Annotated in this window: 22 protein-coding genes; 13 read left to right on the forward strand and 9 right to left on the reverse strand. The window is 59.9% G+C overall.

Going from position 1 to position 25,586, the window contains the following annotated elements; all coding sequences use genetic code 11:
• Window positions 1-50: 50 nt before the first annotated feature.
• Complete coding sequence (locus tag ACIOU6_RS09500; protein WP_401135657.1) at window positions 51-1,460, reverse strand: COG3014 family protein; 1,410 nt, start codon at window positions 1,458-1,460, stop codon at window positions 51-53.
• Window positions 1,461-1,692: 232 nt separating this feature from the next.
• Between ACIOU6_RS09500 and ACIOU6_RS09505 the strand changes: the two genes are divergently transcribed.
• Both ACIOU6_RS09505 and ACIOU6_RS09510 read left to right on the forward strand, forming a co-directional pair.
• Window positions 1,693-3,588 (forward strand): FTR1 family protein, encoded by a 1,896-nt coding sequence (locus ACIOU6_RS09505; RefSeq protein WP_401135659.1) that lies wholly within the window; start codon window positions 1,693-1,695, stop codon window positions 3,586-3,588.
• Window positions 3,589-3,690: 102 nt separating this feature from the next.
• Window positions 3,691-4,146 (forward strand): YaiI/YqxD family protein, encoded by a 456-nt coding sequence (locus ACIOU6_RS09510; RefSeq protein ID WP_221730814.1) that lies wholly within the window; start codon window positions 3,691-3,693, stop codon window positions 4,144-4,146.
• 126 nt (window positions 4,147-4,272) lie between these two features.
• Here the strand turns inward: ACIOU6_RS09510 and elbB are convergent, their stop codons facing one another.
• Window positions 4,273-4,941, reverse strand: coding sequence for an isoprenoid biosynthesis glyoxalase ElbB (gene elbB, locus ACIOU6_RS09515; protein ID WP_401135661.1), 669 nt, complete (start codon window positions 4,939-4,941; stop codon window positions 4,273-4,275).
• Window positions 4,942-5,056: 115 nt separating this feature from the next.
• Between elbB and ACIOU6_RS09520 the strand changes: the two genes are divergently transcribed.
• Window positions 5,057-6,292 (forward strand): sterol desaturase family protein, encoded by a 1,236-nt coding sequence (locus tag ACIOU6_RS09520; RefSeq protein ID WP_401135664.1) that lies wholly within the window; start codon window positions 5,057-5,059, stop codon window positions 6,290-6,292.
• Here the strand turns inward: ACIOU6_RS09520 and ACIOU6_RS09525 are convergent.
• Complete coding sequence (locus tag ACIOU6_RS09525) at window positions 6,273-6,905, reverse strand: DedA family protein (protein WP_221730811.1); 633 nt, start codon at window positions 6,903-6,905, stop codon at window positions 6,273-6,275. The two genes, ACIOU6_RS09520 and ACIOU6_RS09525, sit on opposite strands and share 20 nt — an antisense overlap.
• Before the next feature lie 207 nt (window positions 6,906-7,112).
• Here ACIOU6_RS09525 and hemB point away from each other — a divergent pair, with 207 nt between their 5' ends.
• On the forward strand, window positions 7,113-8,126 hold the full coding sequence (gene hemB / locus ACIOU6_RS09530; RefSeq protein ID WP_221730810.1) for a porphobilinogen synthase: 1,014 nt from the start codon (window positions 7,113-7,115) through the stop codon (window positions 8,124-8,126).
• 18 nt (window positions 8,127-8,144) lie between these two features.
• Window positions 8,145-10,370, forward strand: a complete 2,226-nt coding sequence (gene ppk1, locus ACIOU6_RS09535) for a polyphosphate kinase 1 (protein WP_401135668.1) — start codon at window positions 8,145-8,147, stop codon at window positions 10,368-10,370.
• A gap of 67 nt (window positions 10,371-10,437) precedes the next feature.
• Here ppk1 and ppx read toward each other — a convergent pair whose 3' ends face one another.
• The 5 genes from ppx to ACIOU6_RS09560 all read right to left on the reverse strand — a co-directional run bounded on the left by ppx (window position 10,438) and on the right by ACIOU6_RS09560 (window position 14,995).
• Window positions 10,438-11,940 carry an exopolyphosphatase gene (gene ppx, locus ACIOU6_RS09540; RefSeq protein ID WP_221730808.1) on the reverse strand — a complete coding sequence of 501 codons (1,503 nt, stop codon included), beginning with the start codon at window positions 11,938-11,940 and terminating at the stop codon, window positions 10,438-10,440.
• A 208-nt stretch (window positions 11,941-12,148) separates the two neighbouring features.
• A complete protein-coding gene (locus ACIOU6_RS09545) occupies window positions 12,149-12,886 on the reverse strand; it encodes an amino acid ABC transporter ATP-binding protein (RefSeq protein ID WP_401135671.1) in 738 nt (245 codons plus the stop codon).
• The gene (locus ACIOU6_RS09550; RefSeq protein WP_221730806.1) at window positions 12,873-13,523 is read right to left on the reverse strand and encodes an amino acid ABC transporter permease; all 651 of its coding nucleotides are present in this window, start codon (window positions 13,521-13,523) and stop codon (window positions 12,873-12,875) included. The genes ACIOU6_RS09545 and ACIOU6_RS09550 overlap by 14 nt, the downstream gene beginning before the upstream one ends.
• The gene (locus tag ACIOU6_RS09555; RefSeq protein ID WP_221730805.1) at window positions 13,520-14,188 is read right to left on the reverse strand and encodes an amino acid ABC transporter permease; all 669 of its coding nucleotides are present in this window, start codon (window positions 14,186-14,188) and stop codon (window positions 13,520-13,522) included. The genes ACIOU6_RS09550 and ACIOU6_RS09555 overlap by 4 nt, the downstream gene beginning before the upstream one ends.
• Window positions 14,189-14,209: 21 nt before the next feature.
• Window positions 14,210-14,995 (reverse strand): transporter substrate-binding domain-containing protein, encoded by a 786-nt coding sequence (locus ACIOU6_RS09560; RefSeq protein WP_221730804.1) that lies wholly within the window; start codon window positions 14,993-14,995, stop codon window positions 14,210-14,212.
• Window positions 14,996-15,251: 256 nt separating this feature from the next.
• On the opposite strand from ACIOU6_RS09560, the gene ACIOU6_RS09565 reads away from it, so the two are divergent.
• The 7 genes from ACIOU6_RS09565 (at window position 15,252) to ACIOU6_RS09595 (ending at window position 23,391) form a co-directional block, all read left to right on the forward strand.
• Complete coding sequence (locus ACIOU6_RS09565) at window positions 15,252-15,959, forward strand: FadR/GntR family transcriptional regulator (RefSeq protein ID WP_401135676.1); 708 nt, start codon at window positions 15,252-15,254, stop codon at window positions 15,957-15,959.
• 120 nt (window positions 15,960-16,079) lie between these two features.
• Complete coding sequence (gene trxA, locus ACIOU6_RS09570; protein WP_003206727.1) at window positions 16,080-16,409, forward strand: thioredoxin TrxA; 330 nt, start codon at window positions 16,080-16,082, stop codon at window positions 16,407-16,409.
• Window positions 16,410-16,657: 248 nt separating this feature from the next.
• Window positions 16,658-17,917: a transcription termination factor Rho gene (gene rho / locus ACIOU6_RS09575; RefSeq protein ID WP_042561678.1), complete on the forward strand. Its 1,260-nt coding sequence runs from the start codon at window positions 16,658-16,660 to the stop codon at window positions 17,915-17,917.
• Between the two features lie 138 nt (window positions 17,918-18,055).
• Entirely contained in the window at window positions 18,056-20,011 is a 1,956-nt protein-coding gene (locus tag ACIOU6_RS09580; RefSeq protein WP_401135679.1) for an acyltransferase family protein, read from the forward strand.
• An 80-nt stretch (window positions 20,012-20,091) separates the two neighbouring features.
• On the forward strand, window positions 20,092-21,558 hold the full coding sequence (gene ubiD / locus ACIOU6_RS09585) for a 4-hydroxy-3-polyprenylbenzoate decarboxylase (RefSeq protein WP_339430445.1): 1,467 nt from the start codon (window positions 20,092-20,094) through the stop codon (window positions 21,556-21,558).
• Window positions 21,558-22,526 carry a CDP-6-deoxy-delta-3,4-glucoseen reductase gene (locus ACIOU6_RS09590; protein WP_221730800.1) on the forward strand — a complete coding sequence of 323 codons (969 nt, stop codon included), beginning with the start codon at window positions 21,558-21,560 and terminating at the stop codon, window positions 22,524-22,526. Before ubiD ends, ACIOU6_RS09590 begins: the two co-directional genes overlap by 1 nt.
• Before the next feature lie 196 nt (window positions 22,527-22,722).
• Window positions 22,723-23,391, forward strand: coding sequence for a gamma-glutamylcyclotransferase (locus tag ACIOU6_RS09595; protein WP_221730799.1), 669 nt, complete (start codon window positions 22,723-22,725; stop codon window positions 23,389-23,391).
• Here the strand turns inward: ACIOU6_RS09595 and glpT are convergent.
• Window positions 23,367-24,716, reverse strand: coding sequence for a glycerol-3-phosphate transporter (gene glpT, locus ACIOU6_RS09600; RefSeq protein ID WP_221730798.1), 1,350 nt, complete (start codon window positions 24,714-24,716; stop codon window positions 23,367-23,369). The genes ACIOU6_RS09595 and glpT overlap by 25 nt on opposite strands.
• Before the next feature lie 226 nt (window positions 24,717-24,942).
• On the opposite strand from glpT, the gene ACIOU6_RS09605 reads away from it, so the two are divergent.
• Window positions 24,943-25,572, forward strand: coding sequence for a flagellar basal body-associated protein FliL (locus ACIOU6_RS09605; protein ID WP_401135710.1), 630 nt, complete (start codon window positions 24,943-24,945; stop codon window positions 25,570-25,572).
• Window positions 25,573-25,586 lie beyond the last annotated feature (14 nt).

A 25,586-nucleotide genomic window follows, 5' to 3' on the forward strand; every position in this document is an offset into this window, starting at 1 on the left:
GGTGCTGGCTATATAATATCTTTTTAATTTCACTGGTTAGTTAGGTGCCATTACTGCCCGGCGCTGCCAACGTTCGTAGGTGCTGGTGCTTCGGGTAGCACCAGCGCTGACCCCACGTAGTAGTTCTTGCCCATGAATACCCGTAGATTGAACACTTGATGGTGCTGATCGACGCGCACGGTAAACCCGTCCTCTGCACGGAAATACGGAAAGCGAACGCGATGCAGGCCTTTTTTCAGGCGTAGCCGGGCGACCAGGGTTTTGTCCGGCAGGGTGCGCCAGGTGCGCGTATCCGCCTCTTCGAAAGGATCGTGTTCAGTAACCACCAGCGAAGCCTTGGCCGGATCGCGTTCATTCTTTTGAGCCTGGCTGATGGCGGCCATGTTGGCGCGGAACATGGCGCGAGAGATGATCGCCGGCATGTCATCGCGTAACGTACGCATGGCCATGTCAGTAACGCTGTTGATCATCGTCAACGGGTATTGTTTTCCGTCGACGAGCACACTCGGAACAGGAGGTGTGATCGTATCGGGCACCATTACCGGAAACGAGATCGGCGCGACAATCGTCAGGTTTTCGTTCAGCCGCACCGGGATCGGCACTTGCACCGAACTGCGCACCGGAGCAAACCCGGCCTGGACAACGACCAGAACCTCGCTTTCATCTGCTGCCGGCGGGGGCTTGTCCAGATTGCGCAAGGCTTTTTCGAGAAGCGGCACACCCGGGCGCAATTCGATAGCCTGCCGATAACCTGGCGCCGCGAGGCCGCGTTCACCCAGGGCTTCATACGTGAAACCCGCCAGGTAATGGCTGAACGCACTCTGGTAGCCGTTCTTCAGTTCAACCACTTGCGGGGCGTCGAGGACGGCGACCGGATAGCCTTGCAGATCCTTGTAATGCAGCGTGATTCCCTGGCTCCTGGCCTGCTCTTCAGCCTCTTCGTATTGCCGTTCCCGCTGACGCGCAATCAGGGTTTCGCGCTCGTGGGTTTTCTTGATGTCGGCGCGCGCACCGTCGAAATCGTTTTCCGCCAGTTGGTTGAGGGCCATCTCTGTGGTCAGCATGACTTTTTCGTAGTCGTAGCCTTCGTAGCGCAGCAGCTTGTCATTGACCAGCATCGTGCCCATTTCGTTGCCGAACCGGGTCAGCAGCTTCATGGCGCCGGATGGGTTGGCCTCTTCGCGCTGGAAAATCATCCGGTCAGCCGTGCGCCAGGCTTCCTGACTTTGCGGCAAGGCCGTGCCGGCGCTGAGAATGGCGCCTCTTTCCAGGTAATACAGCAGATCCTTGTCTTCCCAGGGATTGTGCAGCTTCAGCAGATAGAGCGCTTCGTTGAGTTCGCCCTTGGCCATCTCATCGATGGTCTGCTGCATCTCCGAATCGTAATCGCGGTAAGCGGCGCAACCGCTCAGGTGCACGATGGCACTGAACAACAGAAAAAACGGCAGGCAACGGCGCATGGAGTCAGGTTCTTCCTTGAACGGCAAGGGCTGGAGGTGAGGCAGTATAGGGGCTGGTTGTCTCGGCATGTCGCCTTCACGGTGCAGGCGTTCGTCGAGTTCATGCAAGGACACGACCGAGCATCGGCGCCACCGTTACACTGAAAAAACGACCGTAGCTCCGACAAAGCTTGAGTGAATCTCATTGGAAGTGAACAATGTGTTACTTCGTATTACCAATTGAGATTCGTTCATGACTGCGCCGTCCCGTTTTCTGGCCTGGCTGTTGTTCCCGTTGTGCGCTCTGAGTTGCTCCAACCTGCTGGCCGATACGGTGGAAGGCGCGCCGCAAGCCCTGCACATGCTTGATTACATCAGTGCCGACTATCCGCCGACGGTGGACGCGGGCAAGGTCATTGATGACGCCGAGTATCGCGAGCAGCTGGAATTCATTCAGGTGTTGCAGGGGCTGATCGCAGAGTTGCCGGGCAAACCGGAGAAGGCTGGACTGGAACAGGGCGTCATCGCCTTGCGTGCAGCGGTCACCGCTCGGCAGGACGGCGCGGACGTTGCCCGTCAGGCGCGGCAGTTGGGTGCGAAGCTGGCCGTGGCCTATGAAGTCAGCCAGGCGCCGGTCATCACCCCCGATCCGGCGCGTGCAGCACCGCTCTTCGCCCAGCATTGCTCGGTGTGCCACGGTGAAACCGGTGCCGGCGATGGTCCGGCCGGTGTCGGTCTGATGCCGCCCCCGGCTAACCTGCGCGAGGCCGCGCGTCTGGACCACATGAGTCTGTATGCGATTTACAGCACCCTCGGTCAAGGCGTCGAAGGCACCGACATGCCGTCCTTTGCCGATCAATTGGACGATCGCCAGCGTTGGGACATGGCGACTTATGTCGCCGGGCTTAGCGCCGATGCCTCGGCCGCCAAAGCCGAAAAAACCTATAACATCGCCGATCTGGCCCGCCAGACTCCGGCCGAAGTGCAAATCGCCGAAGGCCCGCAAGCCGCTGCGACGTTCCGCGCCCAGCGTGCGCAGCCGCCGCAGGTCAAGCGTGGCCCAGCGCAGTTGCTCGACTACACCGCAGCGACGCTGGACAAGAGCCTCGCGGCCTACCGCGCCGGCGAACACGATCAGGCTTACGATCTGTCGGTGGCGGCGTATCTGGAAGGTTTCGAACTGGTCGAGAGTTCGCTGGATAACGTCGACGCCAACGTGCGCAAGGACACTGAAAAATCCCTGATGGCTTATCGACAGTCATTACAGGACGGTTTGCCGGTGGCGCAGGCCGAACAGCGTCTCGACGCGGCCAAGGCCAAGCTCAAGGAGTCTGCCGGTCTGTTGGGCAACGATGGCTTGAGCTGGTCGCTGAGTTTCATTTCCGGCCTGCTGATTCTGCTGCGCGAAGGTCTGGAAGCGATTCTGGTGCTGGCGGCGATCCTCGCGTTCCTGCGCAACACCGGTCAGCAGTCGGCAGTGCGTAGCGTCAATGTCGGTTGGGGCCTGGCATTGCTGGCCGGCCTCGGTACGTGGGCGTTAGCGGCGTATGTGATTGATGTCAGCGGCTCGCAACGCGAATTGCTTGAGGGCGCTACGGCGCTGTTCGCCAGCGTGATGGTGTTGTGGCTCGGCGTGTGGATGCACGACCGCCGCCATGCAGCGGCCTGGCAGGATTACATCAAGAGCAGTCTGGTCGGCGGCGGCGGGCGTTTCGGCTTTGCGATCCTGGCGTTCTTCTCGGTGTATCGCGAGCTGTTCGAAGTGATCCTGTTTTACGAAACCCTGTGGCTGCAGGCCGGCCCTGCCGGACACAACGCGGTGCTGGCCGGTGGCGCGACAGCGTTGGTGCTGCTGGTCGGTCTGGCGTGGGTGATCCTGCGTGGCTCGGCGAAGTTGCCGTTGGCGTTGTTCTTCAGCATCAACGCTGCGCTGCTGTGCGCTCTGTCGGTGGTGTTTGCCGGGCATGGCGTTAAGGCGTTGCAGGAGGCTGGGATCTTCGGTACGCGGCCGGTGGCGTTCTTTGATTTCGACTGGTTGGGCATTCATGCCGATGCGTATTCGCTGACGGCGCAGGTCGTGGCGATTGTGGCGATTGTTGTGCTGTACAGCCGCAGTCGGATGGCCGAGAAGAAGCGGGTCGCCGCTTAAAGGCATTCGCTGCGCTCACATTCGCGAGCAAGCCCGCTCCCACATGGATGGCGTATATCCTGTGGGAGCGAGCTTGCTCGCAATTTTTTTGGAGGTTAAAAAATGCGTGTATGGATCGATGCCGACGCCTGTCCACGGGCGGCGAAGGATCTGGTGGTGAAGTTCGCGCTCAAGCGCCAGTTCGAAGTGGTGCTGGTGGCCGGGCAGCCGCAGATTAAACCGGGGTTGGCCATCGTCAAATTGATCGTGGTGCCGAGCGGCCCGGACGCGGCGGATGATTATCTGGTCGAGCACGCCGTGCCGGGTGAACTGGTGATCTGCAGCGACATTCCGCTGGCCGATCGGCTGGTGAAAAAGGGTGTGGCGGCGCTGGACCCGCGAGGCAAAGAGTTTGATGCGCAGAACATGGGCGAACGCCTCGCCGTGCGCAACCTGTTCACCGATTTGCGTGAACAGGGCCAGATGAGTGGCGGCCCGGCGCCATTTGGTGATCGCGAGAAGCAGGCGTTTGCCAACGCATTGGACCGGATTCTGACCCGGCTCACCCGCAAAACCTGAGTCTTGCACTGACCCTGTGGGAGCGGGTTTGCTCGTGAAAGCGCTGAGTCATTCAACTCAAAGTTGGCTGATACGACACCTTCGCGAGCAAGCCCGCTCCCACACAGATTTCGTTTGCAGTCAGGCTCAGACGTCGTTTTCGTGGGTCAGCTCAAGTACGCGATCAACGAGTTTGTTGATCCCGGACGCCGCTTCACTGATGTTCTGCGCCAGCATGTAAGCCGGGGTGGTCACCAGTTTGCGCGCCTTGTCTTCGATGATGTCGCCCACCACGCACTCTTCGTGGCTGGCGCCCATCTTGTTCATCGCCGTGGCGGTGTCGGTATCGTTGCCGATGGTGCAGGTCACGCCCGGGCCGTAGATCTTCGCCGCAAGTGCCGGCGAAATGCAGATCAGCCCCACCGGTTTGCCCGCTTCGGCAAATGCCTCGGCCAGGGCCAGCACGTCTGGCTGCACGGTGCAGCCGGCGCCTTCGATGGCGAAGTTCGACAGGTTTTTCGCCGCACCAAAACCACCCGGCACGATCAGGGCATCGAAGTCTTCAACGTCGGCCTGGCGGATATCCTTGATGTTGCCGCGGGCGATGCGCGCCGATTCCACCAGCACATTGCGCGACTCGGGCATTTCTTCGCCGGTCAGGTGATTGATCACATGCAATTGCGCAATGTCGGGGGCGAAGCACTGCACCTGCGCGCCGCGTTGATCGAGGCGCAGCAGGGTGATGACGCTTTCATGGATCTCGGCGCCGTCGTACACGCCGCTGCCGGACAGGATCACTGCAACTTTTTTGCTCATGGGTTTCTCTCCAGATTCATGGCGCTAAATGTCCACTAATTTGTCGCGCGTTGCCATAGGGTTAATGGGCGGCTAAGCCTAGGATCTGTCCTAAGGTTTCCCGTCAGGACGCGTCATGGACTTCATTCTCTATGCGGTGCCGTTTTTCTTCGTGTTGATCGTGGTTGAACTCATCGCTGACCGTTGGCGTGGGGTCAGCCACTATCGCCTGGCCGATGCGGTAAACAGCATCAGCACCGGCGTGCTGTCCACCACCACCGGCCTGCTGACCAAGGGCGTGGGGCTGTTGACCTATGCCTTTGCCCTGGAACATCTGGCGCTGCTCAGGCTGCCGGCGGACAGCGTTTGGGTCTGGGTGTTTGCCTTCGTCCTTTATGACATCTGCTATTACTGGCTGCACCGCATGGGCCATGAGCGAAACATCCTCTGGGCCGCGCATTCGGTGCATCACCAGAGCGAGGAGTACAACCTCTCGACGGCGTTGCGCCAGACCAGCACCGGTTTTCTGTTGAGCTGGATCTTCTACCTGCCGCTGGCCGTGTTCGGCGTGCCGCTGCTGGTATTTGTCAGCGTCGCGGCGTTGAATCTGCTTTATCAATTCTGGGTACATACCAGGCACATCCCCAAGCTTGGCTGGTTCGAGTGGTTCTTCGTCACGCCATCCAATCATCGGGCTCACCATGCACAGAACGCTCTTTACATGGATCGCAACTACGGTGGGGTGTTCATTCTTTGGGATCGGTTGTTCGGCACGTTTCAGGAAGAGGACGACAACGAACCGGTGATTTTTGGCGTGACCACGCCGTTGGCGAGCTGGAACCCGCTGTGGGCCAATCTGCAGTTTTATGCGCAGTTGTGGAGCGACGCGCGTCGGGCCGAGCGCAAATGGGACAAGCTGCGGATCTGGTTCATGCGCACCGGGTGGCGGCCAGCGGATGTCGCAGCCAGGTACCCGATGAACAAGCCGGACTTGAGCCAGTTCCGCAAGTTTGAAGTGTCGATCGACAGCCGCCAGCAGTGGTATGTGGTGGCGCAGTTTGGCGTCTATATCGCGCTGGGCAGTTATTTGATGAATCTGGAACGCAGCTTGCCGGTCGCCGCGTTGATACTCGGCTGGGGGGCTGTGGCGTTCGGTGTGTTTGCGTTGGGCGTGGCCTTGGAGAATCGGCCGTGGGCGCTGAAGGTCGAGCTGCTGCGGCTGGCATCGAACCTGGCGTTGGTGTGGCTGGCGCCGTTGGTTGGGCTCTGGCCGGCCAGCCCGGTGGTGTGGGCTGGCGTGCTCAGTTACAGCCTGCTCAGTGGCATCGGGCTGTACGTGTGTCGCCTGCGACTTACTCGGCTGGCGTCTTAGGCTCGGCTGATTTTGCCAATTCAGCTTTCTGGATTTGCTCGTCTTCGTAGATCTTCTTCGCCAGACGAGCATTCTTGAAACGACGGCGCAGCCACAGGCCAACGCCCAGTATCAGCAATGCACCCAGTACCCACAGCTCGTACTTCTTGATGCTGCCGAGCATGCCTTCCAGTACCGCTCCGAAGTGGTAAGCCGCGGCGGCCAGCGCAGTGGCCCAGATCGCCGCGCCAATGCCGTTCAGCAGCAAGTAACGTCCCGGCGGATACCCCGACAGGCCGATCGCCACCGGCATCACCGTGCGCAAGCCGTAAACAAAGCGGAAGCTCAGGACCCAGATATCAGGATGCTTGCGAATGTGCTCCAGCGCGCGGTCGCCCATCAGTTGCCAGCGCGGTTTGCGCGCCAGTAATTTGCGCCCATGCTTGCGGCCGAGGAAGTACCACAGCTGATCGCCGGCATAGCTGCCCAAGAACGCCACGACCACCACGATGTTGATGTCCATGTAACCGCGGAACGCGAGGAAGCCTGCGAGCACCAGGATGGTTTCGCCTTCGAAGAACGTGCCTAGAAAAAGGGCAAAGTAGCCGAAGTCATGCAGAAATTGTTGGAGCATTGTCTGGGTGCTGGCGAAATGAACGCGCAGCCTACCCCTTCGGACACATTCAGGAAAGTATCGAGATGTGTCTCGACGTGAACAATTCCTACACTGAGAATGGAATACGCCTACCTGTCACAGGTCTCACACAACTGTCATCTGTTGGTCATAATGGCCGTCTATAACTGTCACGCTCGCCCGTTTGCGCGGGCTCAGGAGTCTGCCGTGAGCTTTACCCCTGCCAACCGTTTGTTCCCCGCCACCCGCCTGCGTCGCAATCGCCGCGATGATTTTTCGCGTCGGCTGGTGCGGGAAAATGTGCTGACGGTCGATGATCTGATCCTGCCAGTCTTCGTGCTTGACGGTGAAAATCGTCGCGAAGCAGTGGCCTCGATGCCGGGTGTAGAGCGCTTGACCATCGACCTTTTGCTTGAAGAAGCCGCCAAATGGGTCGAACTGGGCATTCCGGCACTGGCGTTGTTCCCGGTCACACCCGCAGAACTCAAATCCCTCGACGCCGCCCAAGCCTGGAACCCTGAAGGTATCGCCCAGCGCGCCACTCGCGCTCTGCGTGCTCGTTTCCCGGAACTGGGCGTGATCACCGACGTCGCGCTCGATCCGTTTACCACCCACGGTCAGGACGGCATTCTCGACGAAGAAGGCTACGTGCAGAACGACATCACCGTCGACGCACTGGTGCGCCAGGCCTTGTCGCACGCCGAGGCCGGCGCTCAGGTGGTCGCGCCATCGGACATGATGGACGGGCGCATTCAGGCGATCCGCGAAGCGCTGGAAATCGCCGGCCACGTCAACGTGCGGATCATGGCCTACTCGGCCAAGTACGCCAGCGCCTATTACGGCCCGTTCCGCGATGCCGTGGGTTCGGCCTCGAACTTGGGCAAGGCGAACAAAGCCTCTTATCAGATGGACCCGGCCAACAGCGACGAAGCGCTGCACGAAGTCGGTGCGGACTTGTCTGAAGGCGCGGACATGGTCATGGTCAAACCCGGCATGCCGTACCTGGACATTCTTTTGCGGGTAAAAGATGCCTTCAAAGTGCCGACCTTCGTCTATCAGGTTAGCGGCGAATACGCCATGCACATGGCGGCGATCCAGAATGGCTGGTTGAGCGAGGCGGTGATTCTTGAATCACTGACCGCCTTTAAACGTGCCGGCGCTGATGGCATCCTGACTTACTTTGCTGTCCGCGCCGCTCAATTGTTACGAGAGCAGAAATAGCCCTCCCAGGAACATTCAATGAATACCGAAGGACTCACTGAAGTTGCAGTAAAAGAAGCTCAGCCGGTGGTGGAGCAGATCACCGAAACCCCACCGGAACTCGAGCCAGCGCCACCCGCGCCGGTCGCCGAACCCGCTGCGGCGGCGCCGGTGATCGCTATTCCGGGCCTGGATGACAGCAGCCTGTACATCCACCGCGAGCTCTCGCAACTGCAGTTCAACATCCGCGTGCTGGAGCAGGCGCTGGACGAGTCCTACCCGTTGCTGGAGCGACTGAAGTTCCTGCTGATCTTCTCCAGCAACCTCGACGAATTCTTCGAAATTCGCGTCGCTGGCCTCAAGAAGCAAATCACCTTCGCCCGTGAACAGGCCGGCGCCGATGGTCTGCAACCGCATCAGGCGCTGGCGCGGATCAGTGAACTGGTACACGGTCACGTTGACCGTCAGTACGCGATCCTCAATGACATCCTGTTGCCGGAGCTGGAAAAGCACCAGGTGCGCTTCATCCGTCGCCGCCACTGGACGACCAAGATCAAAACCTGGGTGCGCCGTTATTTCCGCGACGAGATCGCGCCGATCATCACCCCCATCGGCCTCGACCCGACGCACCCGTTTCCGTTGCTGGTGAACAAGAGCCTGAACTTCATCGTCGAGCTCGAAGGCATTGACGCCTTCGGTCGTGACTCCGGTCTGGCGATTATCCCGGCGCCGCGTTTGCTGCCGCGAATCATCAAGGTGCCGGAAGAAGTCGGCGGCGCGGGTGACAACTATGTCTTCCTGTCGTCGATGATCCATGCTCACGCCGATGACCTGTTCCAAGGCATGAAGGTCAAGGGCTGCTACCAGTTCCGCCTGACCCGGAACGCCGACCTTGCGCTCGATTCCGAAGACGTCGAAGACCTTGCCCGCGCCCTGCGTGGCGAGCTGTTCTCGCGGCGTTACGGCGATGCGGTGCGTCTGGAAGTTGCCGATACTTGCCCGAAACACCTGTCGGACTACCTGCTCAAACAATTCAACCTGAGCGAGACCGAGCTGTATCAGGTCAACGGTCCGGTCAACCTGACGCGTCTGTTCAGCATCACCGGTCTGGACAGCCACCCCGAGCTGCAATACACGCCGTTTACGCCGCAGATCCCGAAACTGCTGCAAAACAGCGAGAACATTTTCAGCGTGGTCAGCAAGCAGGACATCCTGTTGCTGCACCCGTTCGAGTCGTTTACCCCGGTGGTCGACCTGCTGCGTCAGGCCGCAAAAGACCCGCACGTTCTGGCCGTGCGCCAAACGTTGTACCGGTCCGGCGCTAACTCCGAGATCGTTGATGCGCTGGTGGATGCCGCGCGTAACGGCAAGGAAGTGACGGCTGTCATCGAGCTGCGAGCGCGCTTTGACGAAGAGTCCAACCTGCAACTGGCCAGTCGTCTGCAAGCGGCCGGTGCCGTGGTGATCTACGGCGTGGTCGGCTTCAAGACCCACGCCAAGATGATGCTCATTCTGCGGCGTGAGGCCGGCGAGATCGTGCGTTACGCGCACCTCGGCACCGGTAACTACCATGCCGGTAACGCCCGTCTGTACACCGACTACAGCCTGCTGACTTCCGACGACGCCTTGTGCGAGGACGTTGGCAAACTGTTCAGCCAGTTGATCGGTATGGGTAAAACGCTGCGCATGAAGAAACTGCTGCATGCGCCGTTCACCCTCAAGAAGGGCATGCTCGACATGATCGCCCGCGAGACGCAATTTGCGCTCGACGGCAAACCGGCGCACATCATCGCCAAGTTCAACTCGCTGACCGATCCGAAGATCATCCGCGCGCTGTACAAGGCCAGCCAGTCAGGCGTGCGTATCGACCTGGTGGTGCGCGGCATGTGCTGCCTGCGTCCGGGCATCGCCGGGGTTTCGCACAACATTCATGTGCGCTCGATCATTGGTCGCTTCCTTGAGCACACCCGCGTGTTCTACTTCCTCAACGGTGGCGAGGAGCAGATGTTCCTTTCCAGCGCCGACTGGATGGAGCGCAACCTCGACAAGCGTGTCGAGACTTGCTTCCCGGTGGAAGGCAAGAAGCTGCTGACTCGCGTGAAGAAAGAGCTGGAGCTTTACCTGACCGACAACACCCACAGCTGGAGCCTGCAGTCGGATGGCCGTTACATCCGCAACACGCCAACCGGCAACCAGAACCCGCGCAGTGCGCAGGCGACGTTGCTGGATCGGTTGGGCAGCCCGATTTTGCCGGTGAGCAGCTAAGCTTCGGCTCAAGCGCAATAAAAAAGGCGATCCCTCGGGATCGCCTTTTTTGTATCTGCTCAATGTGTCAGTGCACGGTGAGGAAAATCCCCACCCGCGTCAGCCAATCCGCCTCAAGCCCGAAATCCGCCTGTGTCAGTTGATTCTCGTCCAGCCAGTGTTCCGGGAACTCCACTTCCAGACTGTCGCCATTGGCATGCAGCACCACCTGCGGCATCGCCTGAGTGCCACGAATGTGGTGGAACAGAATCGCAAAGCGCAGCAGCACGCACAGGCGGATCAGCTTGATGCCGTCATCGCCGAACTCGGCGAATTTGTCCTTGGGAATGTTGCGGCGGTGGCCGCGAACCAGCAGTGCGAGCATTTGCTGGTCTTCACGGGAGAACCCGGCCAGATCCGAGTGCTCGATCAGGTAGGCGCCGTGCTTGTGGTAGTGATAGTGGGCGATGTCCAGGCCGACTTCGTGCACTTTCGCCGCCCACCCGAGCAGTTCGCGCCAGATACCGTCATCCAGTTCCCAATCCACAGCGACCTGATCGAAAGCGTGCAGGGCTTTGCGTTCGACCCGTGCCGCTTGCTCCAGGTCGACGTGATAGCGCTCCATCAGCGAGGTCAGGGTGCGTTCGCGCACGTCTTCGTGATGATGACGGCCAAGCAGGTCGTAGAGCACGCCTTCACGCAGCGCGCCGTCGCAATGATCCATGCGTTGCAGTTCGAGGGCGTCGAAGATCGCTTCGAGAATCGCCAGGCCCGCCGGGAAAATCGCCCGACGGTCAGGTTTGATGCCGTCGAAATCGATCTTGTCGACATCGCCGAGCTTGAACAAACGGCGTTTGAGCCAGGCCAGACCTTCGGCATTCACCTCGCCAGTGCCATGCCCGCCGGCCTTCAGTGCCAGGCCGATGGCGCGGATGGTGCCCGAGGAGCCGATGGCTTCATCCCAGGTCAGGCGGTGCAGGGCGTGTTCGATGCTCATGATCTCCAGCCGCGCCGCCGTGTACGCCTGAGCGTAACGGGCCGGAGTAATCTTGCCGTCCTTGAAATAGCGCTGGGTGAAGCTGACGCAGCCCATTTGCAGGCTTTCACGCAGCAGCGGTTCGAAGCGCTGCCCGATGATGAATTCGGTACTGCCGCCGCCGATGTCGGCGACCAGGCGCTTGCCTGGGGTGTCGGCGAGGGTGTGCGACACACCCAGATAGATCAGACGGGCCTCTTCACGGCCGGAGATGACTTCCACCGGATGGCCGAGGATTTCTTCGGCGCGATGAATGAATTCGAGGCGGTTACGCGCTTCGCGCAGGGCGTTGGTGCCGACGATGCGCACGGCGCCCAGTGGCATGCCGTTGATCAGTTGGGCAAAGCGCTTGAGGCAATCGAGGCCACGCTGCATCGATTCTTCGTTGAGTTGGCGTTCATCGTTGATGCCAGCGGCCAACTGCACCTTCTCCCCGAGGCGTTCGAGAATGCGGATCTCGCCGTTCTGGGCCTTGGCCACGACCATGTGAAAGCTGTTGGAGCCCAGGTCGATAGCGGCGATCAGGGACAGATTCTTGGCTTGGGATTGCGGCATGGTCAGGGGGTCTCGGTCGATAACCTCGACATCGTGCCACGATCAAACGCTGACGCCAACGCGCAAGGTACAAACCGTTGATTCAGCGCATAAAAGCTTGAGACCGCGGCGTGGCCATTCGCGAGCAAGCCCGCTCCCACAGGTGACCGCGTTCCAATGTGGGAGCGGGCTTGCTCGCGAAGAGGGCATCACAGGCAATGAGGATCCATCAGGCAGTCGCTTCGACGGTACCAATGAAATTCGCCAACTCCGCCGTCTGCGGATTGGCAAACAGCACCTTCGGATCGCCCACCTCATGCACCTTGCCGTGGTGCATGAACACCAGTTTGTCGCCGACCTCACGGGCAAAGCGCATTTCGTGGGTGACCATGATCAGCGTCATGCCTTCCTTGGCCAGTTGCCGCACCACGCTGAGCACCTCGTTGACGAGTTCCGGATCCAGCGCCGAGGTAATTTCGTCGCACAGCAGCACCTTCGGCGACATTGCCAAGGCGCGGGCGATCGCCACGCGTTGCTGCTGTCCACCGGACAGCCGATCCGGGAAAGCATCGAACTTCTCGCCCAGACCCACGCGCTCAAGCATCTTGCGCGCCAACTCCGTAGCCTTGGCTTTTGGCACTTTTTGCACCACTTGTGGCGCAAGCATCACGTTCTCACCGACGGTCAGGTGCGGGAACAGGTTGAACTGCTGGAACACCATGCCGACTTTCTGCCGCAGGCTGCGCAGGTCGGCGCGGGCGGCGTCGAGGTATTCGCCGTCGACTTCGATCACGCCGTCGTTGATCGACTCCAGGCCGTTGAGGGTGCGCAGCAAAGTGGATTTGCCCGAGCCGCTGCGACCGATGATCGCCACCACCTGGCCTTCCTCGACGCTGAGGTCGATGCTTTTGAGGACGTGGTGATCGCCGTAGTATTTATGCAGGGCGGAAATTCTAAGCAGAGGCATGCAGTCTCCTTTCCAGGTAGCGCGCACTGAGGGACAAGGGGTAACAAAGCAGGAAGTAGCCGAGGGCGACGAGGCCGTAGACCATGAACGGTTCGAACGTGGCATTGGCGAGCATGCCGCCGGTTTTGGTGAGCTCGGTGAAACCGATGATCGAGGTCACCGCGGTGCCTTTGACCACTTGCACCGAGAAACCCACGGTCGGCGCCACGGCGATGCGCAGCGCTTGCGGCAGGATCACATAGCGCAGTTGCTCCAGAGGATTGAGCGCCAGACTCGACGAAGCTTCCCACTGACCGCTGGGAATCGCCTCGACACAACCGCGCCAGATCTCTGCCAGATAGGCGCTGGTGAACAGCGTCAGGGCAATCGCGGCGGCCATCCACGGCGAGATTTCAATCCCGGCCAGCGCCACGCCGAAAAACACCAGAAATAGCTGCATCAGCAGCGGCGTGCCCTGGAACAACTCGATCCAGGTGCGGGCAATGCTGCTCGGCAAGGTGTTTTTCGAGATGCGCATGATCAGGATCAGCAGCCCGACAATGCCGCCACCAATAAATGCCACCAGCGACAGCGCCAGCGTCCATTGCAGGCCGATGAGCAGGTTGCGCAGGATGTCCCAGAACGTGAAATCGCTCATTGGCTGCTCCTCGAAATGTAGCGCCGACCGATCCAGTTCAGCAGTTGGCGGATCAGCAGCGCCATGCACAGGTAGATCAGCGTGGTCAGCGCGTAGGTTTCAAAGGCGCGAAAGTTGCGCGACTGAATGAAGTTGGCAGCAAAGCTCAACTCTTCGGTGGCGATCTGCGAGCACACGGCCGAGCCGAGCATGACGATGATGATCTGGCTGCTCAGTGCCGGCCAGACCTTGCCCAGCGCCGGCAGCAGCACCACATGACGAAACGCCTCGAAGCGACTCATCGCCAGCGCCGCCGCCGCTTCCAGTTGCCCGCGAGGGATTGCCTGGATGCCGGCGCGGATAATCTCGGTCGAATAGGCCCCGAGGTTGATCACCATCGCTAGCACCGCCGCTTGCCACTCGGAAATCTGCACGCCGAGCGACGGCAGGCCGAAGAAGATGAAGAACAGTTGCACCAGAAAGGGCGTGTTGCGGATCAACTCGACGTAGACCCCGAAGATCGCCGAGAACGGGCGGATGTTCCACGCCCGCACCAGCGCCCCAACGATGCCCACGCCCACCCCGAGCACCGCGCCGATGGCTGTCAGCTCCAGGGTAAACAGCGCCCCGCGCAACAGCAGGTCGGTGTTCTGCACCACCGGCATGAAATCGAACTGATAAGCCATGAAGGTCTCCCGCGCAGTCGATCAGAGATCGGCCGGCAGCGGCTCTTTCAGCCAGGTTTTTGAGTTCTTTTCCAGCGCGCCGTCAGCCTTGGCGGTGGTCAGGATGTCGTTGACCTTGGTCAGCAGCGCCGCTTCGTTCTTGTTCACGCCGACGTAGACCGGCGAATCCTTGAGCTTCACTTTCAGTGCCGGAACGCGCTTCGGGTTCTTCTCGCTGATGGCGACCATCACCACGTTGCCGCTGGCGATCAGGTCAACTTGCCCGGCGAGGTAGGCGGCGATGGTCGAGTTGTTGTCTTCAAAGCGCTTGATGGTCACGCCTGCCGGGGCAACCTTGGTCAGCTCGATGTCTTCGATGGAGCCTCGGGTCACGCTGATGGTTTTGCCCTTGAGGTCATCGAGGGTGGTGATCGCAGCGTCCGGTGGGCCGAACACGGCGAGGTAGAACGGCGCGTAGGCGCGGGAGAAGTCGATGACTTTTTCGCGCTCGGGGTTCTTGCCCAGGCTGGAAATCACCAGATCGACCTTGCCGGTGGTCAGGAACGGGATGCGGTTGGTGCTGTTGACCGGCGTCAGTTCAAGTTTGACCTTCAACTGATCGGCCAGCAGTTTTGCCGTGTCGATGTCCAGTCCGCGGGGCTTCATGTCCGGGCCGACTGAACCGAACGGCGGGAAGTCCTGGGGCACGGCAACTTTCAGCGTGCCGCGTTTGATCACGTCGTCCAGACCGTCAGCGTGGGCGGGGACCTGGCTTAACAGCAGGCTGGAAAACAAGGCGGCGAGGAGGGCGCTGTAACGCTTGGTCATGGACAATCTCCGGATCGGCGGGAAGTGATTTCTGCGATCTGACACAGCACGGGCCATGCCAATACGCAGCTTTCATCCCGCAAGGCCGCATTTTCAGTGGGTTTGCTCGGTCTTACTGGTCTGAACAGTCAGGATGTTTTTCGCACTCCGATGGCGCATCGACGCTCATCACCGAACCCTGCTGGGGCACGACTTGCCGGACTCGGTGAATAGCTTTACAACTAGCCGCACATTGGCCTGGCTCGTCTGAAAAACCATGAACTCGATCTCCCGCGCCGTACCTGAAGTGGCGCTTCAAGCGATTCGCAAACTGATCACCGAGCAGGGCTTCGGCCCGGGCGATGCCCTGCCGTCGCAACGGGATCTGGCACTGCAGTTGGGCGTCAGTCGGGCGTCGTTGCGTGAAGCGCTGTCGTCACTGAGCGCGCTGGGCGTGGTCAGTATTCTGCCGGGCAAGGGCGTCTTCGTGCAGTCGCCGGTAGAGCTGTCGCGTGGTGAGAATGCGCCGGGCTGGTCGTTCGCCGCGCAGGCTTCGCCACTGGATATCTTCCAACTGCGCTACGCGCTGGAGGGATTTGCGGCGGGGCTGGCGGCGATGACGTTGAGCACCTTCGATCTGGATGCGCTGGAGGACAATGTCGCGGCGATGCGTGAACAACTGCGTGCCGGCGACTTTGATGCGGCGGCGAAGCTGGATTTCGAATTTCACCGGCGGATCCTGCTGTCCAGCGGTAATCAGGCGATGCTGAGCATCCTCACGGCCAGCGCCGAGATCTTTCTGGAGAGCCAGAAGCTACCGTTCATCCGCGCAGAACGTGCCATGGAAACCTGGCAGGAACACCGCAAGATCCTCCGTGCGCTGGCTCGCCGTGCTTCTGGTGCGGCGCAAAAAGCCATGCAGGAGCATGTGCGCAATGCCGCGCTGCGTACTGGAATCGCCTTCATCGCCCCCGCCACGGCGTGACTTGAGCTATACCCAAACTCATGGGGCACCATAGCAAGACTCAATCATCTGCGGCTTCCTGAACGGAGGAAGGGCGGATATGATGGGCCACGTTTTTTTGCTTACAACCTGGAGAATTCCATGAGCAGCGATCTTATCAAACACGTTAGCGACGCTAGCTTCGAAGCCGACGTACTCAAGGCCGAAGGCGCTGTATTGGTCGACTACTGGGCTGAATGGTGCGGCCCATGCAAAATGATCGCTCCGGTTCTGGACGAGATTGCCGAGACTTACAAAGGCAAGCTGACCGTTGCCAAACTGAACATCGACGAAAACCAGGAAACCCCGGCCAAGCACGGCGTGCGTGGTATTCCTACTCTGATGCTGTTCAAGAACGGCAACGTTGAAGCGACCAAAGTCGGCGCCCTGTCGAAGTCGCAACTGGCTGCTTTCCTCGACGCCAACATTTAAGCGTCGCCATAAAAGGCCAAAAAAAGCCTCGCATTTTGCGGGGCTTTTTGCGTATTCAGGGCTAGACGCTCCGAAACTCAGGTGGTACATTCGGCCCCGCAATGGTTTCTCCACTGCCCCCTGCTAGCCGTCGCCGACGCACTCCTTTTCGAATAAGTACGCGATCCTGTCGCCTTCTCCGCGGCGCGGCCTCATTAAGCCAAAAGCTTAATTTCCCCCCCCTCCATAAATGATTACGTCATTCCTATATGAATCTGACTGAACTCAAGCAAAAGCCGATTACCGAACTGCTCGAATTGGCCGAACAGATGGGCATAGAAAATATGGCCCGTTCGCGCAAGCAGGACGTGATTTTCTCCCTGCTCAAAAAGCACGCGAAAAGCGGCGAGGAAATCTCCGGTGATGGCGTGCTGGAGATTCTCCAGGACGGCTTCGGCTTCCTGCGCTCCGCTGACGCCTCCTATCTCGCCGGCCCAGACGATATTTACGTCTCGCCGAGCCAGATCCGCCGCTTCAACTTGCGCACCGGTGACACCATCGTTGGCAAGATCCGCCCTCCGAAGGAAGGCGAGCGGTATTTCGCCCTGCTCAAGGTCGACACGATCAACTTCGATCGTCCAGAGAACGCGAAAAACAAGATTCTCTTTGAGAACCTGACCCCGCTGTTCCCGACCGTGCGCATGAAGATGGAAGCCGGTAACGGTTCCACCGAAGACTTGACCGGTCGTGTGATCGACCTGTGTGCTCCGATCGGCAAAGGCCAGCGTGGTCTGATCGTGGCGCCGCCGAAAGCGGGTAAGACGATCATGCTGCAAAACATCGCAGCGAACATTGCCCGTAACAACCCTGAAGTCCACCTGATCGTATTGCTGATCGACGAACGTCCGGAAGAAGTAACCGAAATGCAGCGCACCGTGCGCGGCGAAGTGGTTGCCTCGACCTTCGACGAGCCGCCGACCCGTCACGTCCAGGTGGCCGAAATGGTGATCGAGAAGGCCAAGCGCCTGGTCGAGCACAAGAAAGACGTGGTGATCCTGCTCGACTCCATCACCCGTCTGGCCCGCGCCTACAACACCGTGATCCCGAGCTCCGGCAAGGTGCTGACCGGTGGTGTTGACGCCCACGCCCTGGAGAAACCGAAGCGTTTCTTCGGTGCTGCGCGCAACATCGAAGAAGGCGGCTCGCTGACCATTATCGCCACCGCACTGGTTGAAACCGGTTCGAAGATGGACGAAGTGATCTACGAAGAGTTCAAGGGTACCGGCAACATGGAGCTGCCTCTGGATCGCAAGATCGCCGAGAAGCGCGTGTTCCCTGCGATCAACATCAACCGTTCCGGCACCCGCCGCGAAGAGTTGCTGACCGCCGACGACGAACTGCAGCGCATGTGGATTCTGCGCAAACTGCTGCACCCGATGGACGAAGTTGCCGCCATCGAGTTCTTGATCGACAAGCTGAAAACGACCAAGACCAACGACGAGTTCTTTTTGTCGATGAAGCGCAAGTAAGTCGCCGCTGTTAAAAAAAGCGCCCCGAAAAGGGGCGTTTTTTTTTGCGCTGGATTATTGGTGTTCGGGATTGAATTTTACGCGGCTGATAACGGTCTCCCTTTCTAGGTTTGTATCCAAAACAAAGAAAGGGCTTTCATGCACACGTTTGGCAATCGCCGTGATATCGACGGATTACGGGCACTGGCGGTTATTCCCGTCGTACTGTTTCATTTCGGATTCAGTACATTCAGTGGCGGTTTTGTCGGGGTTGACGTCTTTTTCGTCATTTCCGGCTTCCTGATCACCACCATCCTGTTCCGCGAAATCAGCGCTCAGCGCTTCAGCTTCATCGATTTCTGGGCGCGCCGTGCCCGCCGCATCATTCCTGCCCTGACCGTGGTCATGCTGGTGACGCTGGCGCTGGGCTGGTTGCTGCTGACGGCCAAGGACTTCTCCGAGCTGGGCCGAACGGTGCGCTATCAGTCTCTGTTTATCTCCAACATTCTGTTCATGCGCGAGGACGGCTACTTCCAGCCTGCTTCTGATCTGAAACCGCTGCTGCATACCTGGTCGCTGGCGGTGGAAGAGCAGTACTACATCTTCTTTCCACTGCTGATGGCTGCGCTGATCCGTTATGTCCGGCATTGGCGCTGGATGTTGTTCGCGGTGCTGTTGGTGTCGTTTGGCTTGAACATCACCTACATCGAACAAAAGCCGGACTTCGCGTTCTTCTCACTGCCGACCCGCGCTTGGGAGTTGTTGTGCGGCGCGATGCTCGCGGTGATGCCAGCGCCGAAACGTGCTGTGCGTCCCTGGCTGTATCAGGCAGTGGGCCTAGCCGGTCTGGCGGCGGTTTTGGGCGCGGTGTTCATCTTTGACAAGGCCACGGTTTTCCCGGGCTGGGCGGCGTTGTTGCCGGTGCTGGGCACAACGGCGTTGATCTGGTCGGGCGCGCAAGGGGCTAGTTGGACCGCGCGGTTGTTGAGCCTGCCAGCATTGGTTTGGGTCGGGTTGCTCTCTTATTCCCTGTATCTGTGGCACTGGCCGGTGTATGTCTACGCCAACGCTATTTCGATCGACGGCATTCAGCCACTGGAGGCGATTGCCTGGATAGCCTTGGCGCTGGGCCTTGCGTGGCTGAGTTTGCGCTATGTCGAGTTGCCTTTGCGGGAAAAACGCCTGCTTGTCTCTCGCAATGCGGTGCTGGCGGGAGGCTTTGCGGCCATCGTTGTGCTCGTGGCAACGGGATCGGCGATCCGTTCGGCCGATGGTGTTCCTCAGCGCCTGACCGGTAAGGCGCTGGAGTACGCGCAGTCCCGTGAGTGGCATGCAGGGCAGATGAAATGCATGTTGGTCACCCAGGACAAGTCGCTGGACAAGGCCTGTCTGGTGGGTGGCAAGGAGAATGTCCCGGCCACTCAGTTGTTCTGGGGTGACAGCCATGCCGCCGCCTTGCTGCCGGCCATCGAGAGCAATGCCCGTCGCGAGGGGCGTCCGGTATGGCTGTACAGCATGAGCGCCTGTCCGCCGATTCTCAGTGATGACCCGCGTCAGCGCTGCAAGGATTTCAACGAACAGACCATGGAGCGGGTGCGCAGCCTTGGCATCAAGGATGTGGTACTGGCTTCCAACTGGAGCCTTTATGTGTACGGCCGCGAAGACGGTGACAAGAAAGTGTTGCTCAATTCACACGACGATACTGCCCAGGCCGAGCAACGCATGGCCGCCGCGCTGAAGGCGCGCGTGGCTGCGTTGCGAGAGGCGGGGGCGCAAGTCTGGTTGTTCAAGGAAGTGCCGCTGCAGCGCAAAGGCAGCATCAATCGACTGACCAGCCTGGCGCGGATTGGGCGTTCGACCGAGGGGCTCGGTCGTCCACTGGAGGAACATCTGGCGCGCCAGCATTTCATCGGTGTCTTGTTCGACGCCATCAGTGCCGCCGACCCAGGGGTGCATGTGGTCGATCCAACGCCGCTGATGTGCGCCAACGGGATCTGCAGCATCGAGGTCAACGGTCATTCCCAATACAAGGATGAGGATCACCTCTCTGATGTGGGCAGCGCCAGACTGAGTCCCCTGTTTGCGCCGTTGCTGCTGGGTACGAGCCACAATTGAGCGATGCCAGGCGCTGACGGGCTGCTGTTTGCCCGTCAGAGCAGGTAGGATGTACGCCTATTTTGAGGGTGCCATCGTCAATGAAATTCAAGGATCTTCGGGATTTCGTGCAGCAGCTTGAGCAGCGCGGAGAGTTGAAACGCATCCAGATTCCCGTCTCGCCGGTGCTGGAGATGACCGAGGTGTGCGATCGCACACTGCGGGCCAAGGGCCCGGCGTTGCTGTTCGAGAAACCGACCGGTTATGACATCCCGGTGCTCGGCAACCTGTTCGGCACCCCCGAGCGGGTGGCGATGGGCATGGGTGCCGAGTCGGTCAGCGAGCTGCGCGAAATCGGCAAGCTACTGGCCTTCCTCAAAGAGCCTGAGCCGCCGAAGGGCTTGAAAGACGCGTGGTCGAAGCTGCCGATCTTCCGCAAGATCATCTCGATGGCGCCGAAAGTCGTCAAAGACGCGGTGTGTCAGGAAGTGGTCATCGAAGGCGATGACGTCGATCTGGCCATGCTGCCCGTGCAAACCTGCTGGCCCGGCGACGTCGGCCCGCTGATCACCTGGGGCCTGACCGTCACCAAAGGCCCGAACAAGGACCGCCAGAACCTCGGCATCTACCGTCAACAAGTGATCGGTCGCAACAAGGTCATCATGCGCTGGCTCAGCCACCGTGGCGGCGCGCTGGATTACCGCGAATGGTGCGAGAAGCACCCGGGCCAGCCGTTCCCGGTGTCCGTGGCCCTTGGCGCTGATCCGGCGACCATTCTCGGCGCCGTGACCCCTGTGCCGGACAGCCTCTCCGAATACGCTTTCGCCGGTCTGCTGCGCGGTAACCGCACTGAGTTGGTGAAGTGCCGCGGCAACGACCTGCAAGTGCCGGCCAGCGCCGAGATCATCCTTGAAGGCGTGATCCATCCCGGCGAGATGGCCGACGAAGGTCCGTATGGCGACCATACCGGCTACTACAACGAAGTCGACAGCTTCCCGGTGTTCACCGTCGAGCGCATCACCCACCGGATCAAGCCGATCTACCACAGCACCTACACCGGCCGGCCGCCGGATGAGCCGGCCATTCTCGGCGTGGCGCTGAATGAAGTGTTCGTGCCGATCCTGCAGAAGCAGTTCCCGGAGATCACCGACTTCTACCTGCCGCCCGAAGGCTGTTCGTACCGCATGGCCGTGGTGACGATGAAGAAGTCGTATCCGGGGCATGCCAAGCGCGTGATGCTCGGTGTCTGGTCGTTTTTGCGACAGTTCATGTACACCAAGTTCGTTATCGTCACCGACGACGATATCAACGCCCGGGACTGGAACGACGTGATCTGGGCCATCACCACGCGCATGGACCCCAAGCGCGACACGGTGATGATCGATAACACGCCGATCGACTACCTGGACTTCGCCTCGCCGGTCTCCGGCCTGGGTTCGAAAATGGGCCTGGATGCCACACACAAGTGGCCGGGCGAAACCACTCGCGAGTGGGGCCGCGTGATCGTCAAGGACGACGCCGTCACTCAGCGGATCGATGCCATCTGGAATCAGTTAGGAATAGATTGATGCGTGTAACCCTGCAGCCCTCCGGAGCGGTGCTTGAGATACAACCCGGTGAGCGGATTCTCGATGGAGCGCGGCGCCTGGGCTACGACTGCCCGCAAAGCTGCCGCAACGGTAACTGTCATGTGTGCGCGGCGCTGCTGGTGGAAGGCCGGGTCGAACAGGCTGGCAAGGTGCACGATCACGGCGAGTTCTACACTTGCATAGCCGAGCCGCTGGAAGACTGCATCCTGTTGTGGGATGGCGTGCTCGCGCTGGGAGAGTTGCCGGTGCGCAGCCTGTCGTGTCAGGTCATCGAATGCCGGGACGTGGGTGGCGACACCTGGCGTGTGCGCCTGCGCGCGCCGGCCGGTAAACCACCGCGCTATCACGCCGGGCAGTATTTGATGATCGAGCGCGAGAACGGCGAGAAATCGGCGTTCTCCATGGCGTCGGCGCCGCACGGAGGGCGTGATCTGGAAATCCACGTACTGGCGCGCGAAGCCAGTGCGTTGAGCCTGATCGAGCAGTTGCAACGTAACGCGATGGTGCGCGTCGAGTTGCCAATGGGCGACACCCACCTCGCCGAACTGCCCGATGGGCCGCTGGTGTTGATCGCCGCCGGTACGGGCATGGGTCAGATTCACAGCTTGATCGAACATTGCCGTGCCAATGGCTTCAAGCATCCCGTGCATCTGTACTGGGGCGTGCGCCGTCCGGAAGATTTTTATGACATCGAACATTGGGACGAGTGGCTGAAGCTGCCGAATCTGTTCCTGCACAAAGTCGTCAGCGACCAATGCGGCTGGGAAGGGCGCTGCGGGATGCTGCACGAGGCGGTCTGTGAAGACTTTCCGGATCTCAAGCCTCTGCACGTCTACGCCAGCGGCTCACCTGCCATGGTCTACGGCACGCTCGACGCTTTGGTCGAGGCTGGGATGGATGCCCATCAGATGCGCGCTGATGTGTTTGCCTACGCCCCACGTGCCTGAGTCGTTATAACTCTCTATATAGCTGATCGGTATTTATGCAATTACATAAATACCGGTAGGTTATATATCCATCAGGCAATTAATTAAGAACTGTGCCATGGCACTTAAATTGCCTTTAAATATATGTGCCTTATTGTTTCAGCGGTGCGTTCTATTAAGTAATTCATCACCCGCGGGGAGCTGAACGCTATTCGCCATGAGCGCCATTGAAAACGCTTTTCTGAACCTGGCTTACCCTCCACGGCTCGATCTTGGGCCGCAGTTGACGCACGAACAACTTCTCGCCTCCATGCAATCGACCATGGCGCGCCACAAGGGCGGGCCGGTGTGGCTGTTCGCCTACGGATCGCTGATCTGGCGGCCGGAATGCACAGCGGTGGAGCGGGTGCGCGGGCGAGTGCACGGTTACCACCGTGGCCTGTACCTGTGGTCGCACGAACACCGGGGTACGCCGGAAATGCCCGGATTGGTCTTTGGTCTGGATCGTGGCGGCTCGTGCAGCGGCTTTGCCTATCGCTTGCCGCAAGAGAATCTCGACAGTTCGCTGTATGCGCTGTGGAAACGCGAGATGCCGTTCCCGTCCTATCGGCCACACTGGCTCAACTGCCGGCTCGAAGATGGCAGCCAGGTTCAGGCGTTGGGATTTGTTCTGGAGCGACACCTGCCCAGCTATGCCGGCAACTTGCCGGATCATGTGCTGAGCCAGGTGTTCGAAAGCGCTTGCGGGCGTTACGGTACCACTCGCGATTATGTCGAGCAGACCGCCCACGCCCTGCGCAGCCACGCCATGCCAGACCGGAATCTGGAGGCGCGGCTCAAGCGCTGTCGATTAAAAGCCGATCAGGCGACGGCTTCGCGGCTCTGACTGGCGACTTGCTTGTGCCATAACGTCGGAGCCAGGAAGGCCATCGCCAACAGGCAAGCGCCGACCAGCAGGACGAAACCGCCGTCCCAGCCGAAGTGGTCAACGGTGTAGCCCATAGCTGCACTGGCCGCGACCGACCCCCCCAGATAACCGAACAGACCGGTGAAGCCCGCGGCGGTACCGGCAGCTTTCTTCGGCGCCAGTTCCAGCGCCTGCAAACCGATCAGCATCACCGGGCCGTAGATCAGGAAGCCGATCGAGAACAGGGCGATCATGTCGACGGTCGGGTTGCCGGCCGGGTTGAGCCAGTAAACCAGCGTCGCGACAGTCACCATCGCCATGAACACCATGCCGGTCAGGCCGCGGTTGCCACGGAAGATCTTGTCCGACATCCAGCCGCACAGCAACGTGCCCGGAATACCCGCCCACTCGTAGAAGAAATAGGCCCACGAGGTTTTATCCACGGAGAAGCCCTTGGCTTCCTTGAGGTAGGTCGGTGCCCAGTCGAGTACGCCGTAGCGCAGCAGGTAGACGAAGACGTTGGCCATGGCGATGTACCAGAGCATTTTGTTGCGCAGCACGTATTTGACGAAGATTTCCTTGGCGCTGAATTCGTCTTCGTGGCTGGAATCGTAGCCTTCCGGGTAATCGTTCTTGTACTTCTCGATCGGCGGCAGGCCGACCGATTGCGGGGTGTCGCGCATGGTAATGAAGGCAAACACCGCCACGCCCAGCGCTACCGCTGCCGGTACATAGAACGCTGCGTGCCAGTCGTTGAACAGGCCCATGCCGATCAGGAACAGCGGGCCGATCAGGCCACCGCCGACGTTGTGCGCCACGTTCCACACCGAGACCACGCCGCCGCGTTCCTTCTGCGACCACCAGTGCACCATGGTGCGTCCGCTCGGCGGCCACCCCATGCCCTGGGCCCAGCCGTTGATGAACAGAAGAATGAACATCATGGTCACGCTGGACGTCGCCCAAGGCGCGAAACCGAAAACGAACATCACCCCCGCCGACACCAGCAAGCCGAACGGCAGGAAGAAGCGCGGGTTGGAACGGTCGGACACCAGGCCCATGAGGAACTTCGACAAGCCATACGCAATGGCAATCGCCGACATCGCCAGACCCAGATCGCCACGGCTGTAGCCTTCGTCGATCAGGTACGGCATGGCCAGGGAGAAGTTTTTGCGCAGCAGGTAATAACCCGCGTAGCCGATGAAAATACCGGCGAAAATCTGCCAGCGCAGGCGTCGGTAGGTGCTGTCTATTTTTTCTTCAGGCAATGGAGCCTGATGTGCGGCAGGACGAAAGAAAGCAAACATTCAAGAGCTCCAGATTTCTTGTTTTGACTGCGGATGCGAATGTTACAGTTTCGTTACCGAAAATAGCACCGGTTCGCATTGGCAAAACAGCGGAAAATGTTGGAAGTCGCATGTTCTTTTACGAACCTGTCGCTCAGCTGTAAAAACGGGGCGTTTTTGTCGCGTCCAATACGTTGTGTCTTAGACTCGCCGTCAGTAACCCCCACTGCTTCAGCAGAGTTGAATGATGGCCCTGAGAATTCGCAGGTTGGTGCCCCGATTGTTAGTCGCGATAGCGCTCACTGTTTTGGTGCTGGCGCTGAGTTTCGCGCAGTACCCCGTTGCGCCGGGATTGCGCAATGTCACCGTGTTGATCGTTCGTCATGCGGAAAAGCCTGATGTAGGCAGAGAACTCAATGCTCGAGGCGAGCAACGCGCGGTTGCCTATGCCGACTATTTCACCCCGTTGAAACTGGCGGGCGAAACACTTACGCCCCAGCGCCTGATCGCGGCCGGCGATACCGCTGAGAGTGCCCGCTCGCGCTTGACCCTGACCCCGCTGTCCGAGCGCCTGCAGTTGCCCATCGAGCAGCCTTACGACAATGGCGACTTTGAGCAACTGGTCAAAACGCTGCGCAAGAGCAATCAGGCGCATACGCTGTTGATCGCCTGGCATCACGGTCACATCAATAAGCTGATCGCGGAGTTCGGCGGCGATGGCCCGGCACTCACTGGCCGGCCAAAGTGGCCGGATAACGTCTACGACTGGCTTATCGTGCTGCGCTTCGATGACAAGGGGCGTCTGATCCAGTCGCAAAGTCAGAAAATTCAGGAGCATCTGCTGCCGGGCGACCTCCAAGGCGCGTCCGGCGGCTGACGTCTGCGCAACAG

It is taken from the genome of Pseudomonas sp. NPDC087615, from assembly GCF_044743445.1.
GTDB classification, from domain to species: domain Bacteria; phylum Pseudomonadota; class Gammaproteobacteria; order Pseudomonadales; family Pseudomonadaceae; genus Aquipseudomonas; species Aquipseudomonas baetica_A.

Excerpts from the sequence above, each read along its gene's own strand:
- ACIOU6_RS09500 (WP_401135657.1), bottom strand. The coding sequence starts at position 1,460 with ATGCGCCGTTGCCTGCCGTTTTTTCTGTTGTTCAGTGCCATCGTGCAC.
- ACIOU6_RS09505 (WP_401135659.1), top strand. The coding sequence starts at position 1,693 with ATGACTGCGCCGTCCCGTTTTCTGGCCTGGCTGTTGTTCCCGTTGTGC.
- ACIOU6_RS09510 (WP_221730814.1), top strand. The coding sequence starts at position 3,691 with ATGCGTGTATGGATCGATGCCGACGCCTGTCCACGGGCGGCGAAGGAT.
- elbB (WP_401135661.1), bottom strand. The coding sequence starts at position 4,941 with ATGAGCAAAAAAGTTGCAGTGATCCTGTCCGGCAGCGGCGTGTACGAC.
- ACIOU6_RS09520 (WP_401135664.1), top strand. The coding sequence starts at position 5,057 with ATGGACTTCATTCTCTATGCGGTGCCGTTTTTCTTCGTGTTGATCGTG.
- ACIOU6_RS09525 (WP_221730811.1), bottom strand. The coding sequence starts at position 6,905 with ATGCTCCAACAATTTCTGCATGACTTCGGCTACTTTGCCCTTTTTCTA.
- ppk1 (WP_401135668.1), top strand. The coding sequence starts at position 8,145 with ATGAATACCGAAGGACTCACTGAAGTTGCAGTAAAAGAAGCTCAGCCG.
- ppx (WP_221730808.1), bottom strand. The coding sequence starts at position 11,940 with ATGCCGCAATCCCAAGCCAAGAATCTGTCCCTGATCGCCGCTATCGAC.
- ACIOU6_RS09545 (WP_401135671.1), bottom strand. The coding sequence starts at position 12,886 with ATGCCTCTGCTTAGAATTTCCGCCCTGCATAAATACTACGGCGATCAC.
- ACIOU6_RS09550 (WP_221730806.1), bottom strand. The coding sequence starts at position 13,523 with ATGAGCGATTTCACGTTCTGGGACATCCTGCGCAACCTGCTCATCGGC.
- ACIOU6_RS09555 (WP_221730805.1), bottom strand. The coding sequence starts at position 14,188 with ATGGCTTATCAGTTCGATTTCATGCCGGTGGTGCAGAACACCGACCTG.
- ACIOU6_RS09560 (WP_221730804.1), bottom strand. The coding sequence starts at position 14,995 with ATGACCAAGCGTTACAGCGCCCTCCTCGCCGCCTTGTTTTCCAGCCTG.
- ACIOU6_RS09565 (WP_401135676.1), top strand. The coding sequence starts at position 15,252 with ATGAACTCGATCTCCCGCGCCGTACCTGAAGTGGCGCTTCAAGCGATT.
- trxA (WP_003206727.1), top strand. The coding sequence starts at position 16,080 with ATGAGCAGCGATCTTATCAAACACGTTAGCGACGCTAGCTTCGAAGCC.
- rho (WP_042561678.1), top strand. The coding sequence starts at position 16,658 with ATGAATCTGACTGAACTCAAGCAAAAGCCGATTACCGAACTGCTCGAA.
- ACIOU6_RS09580 (WP_401135679.1), top strand. The coding sequence starts at position 18,056 with ATGCACACGTTTGGCAATCGCCGTGATATCGACGGATTACGGGCACTG.
- ubiD (WP_339430445.1), top strand. The coding sequence starts at position 20,092 with ATGAAATTCAAGGATCTTCGGGATTTCGTGCAGCAGCTTGAGCAGCGC.
- ACIOU6_RS09590 (WP_221730800.1), top strand. The coding sequence starts at position 21,558 with ATGCGTGTAACCCTGCAGCCCTCCGGAGCGGTGCTTGAGATACAACCC.
- ACIOU6_RS09595 (WP_221730799.1), top strand. The coding sequence starts at position 22,723 with ATGAGCGCCATTGAAAACGCTTTTCTGAACCTGGCTTACCCTCCACGG.
- glpT (WP_221730798.1), bottom strand. The coding sequence starts at position 24,716 with ATGTTTGCTTTCTTTCGTCCTGCCGCACATCAGGCTCCATTGCCTGAA.
- ACIOU6_RS09605 (WP_401135710.1), top strand. The coding sequence starts at position 24,943 with ATGGCCCTGAGAATTCGCAGGTTGGTGCCCCGATTGTTAGTCGCGATA.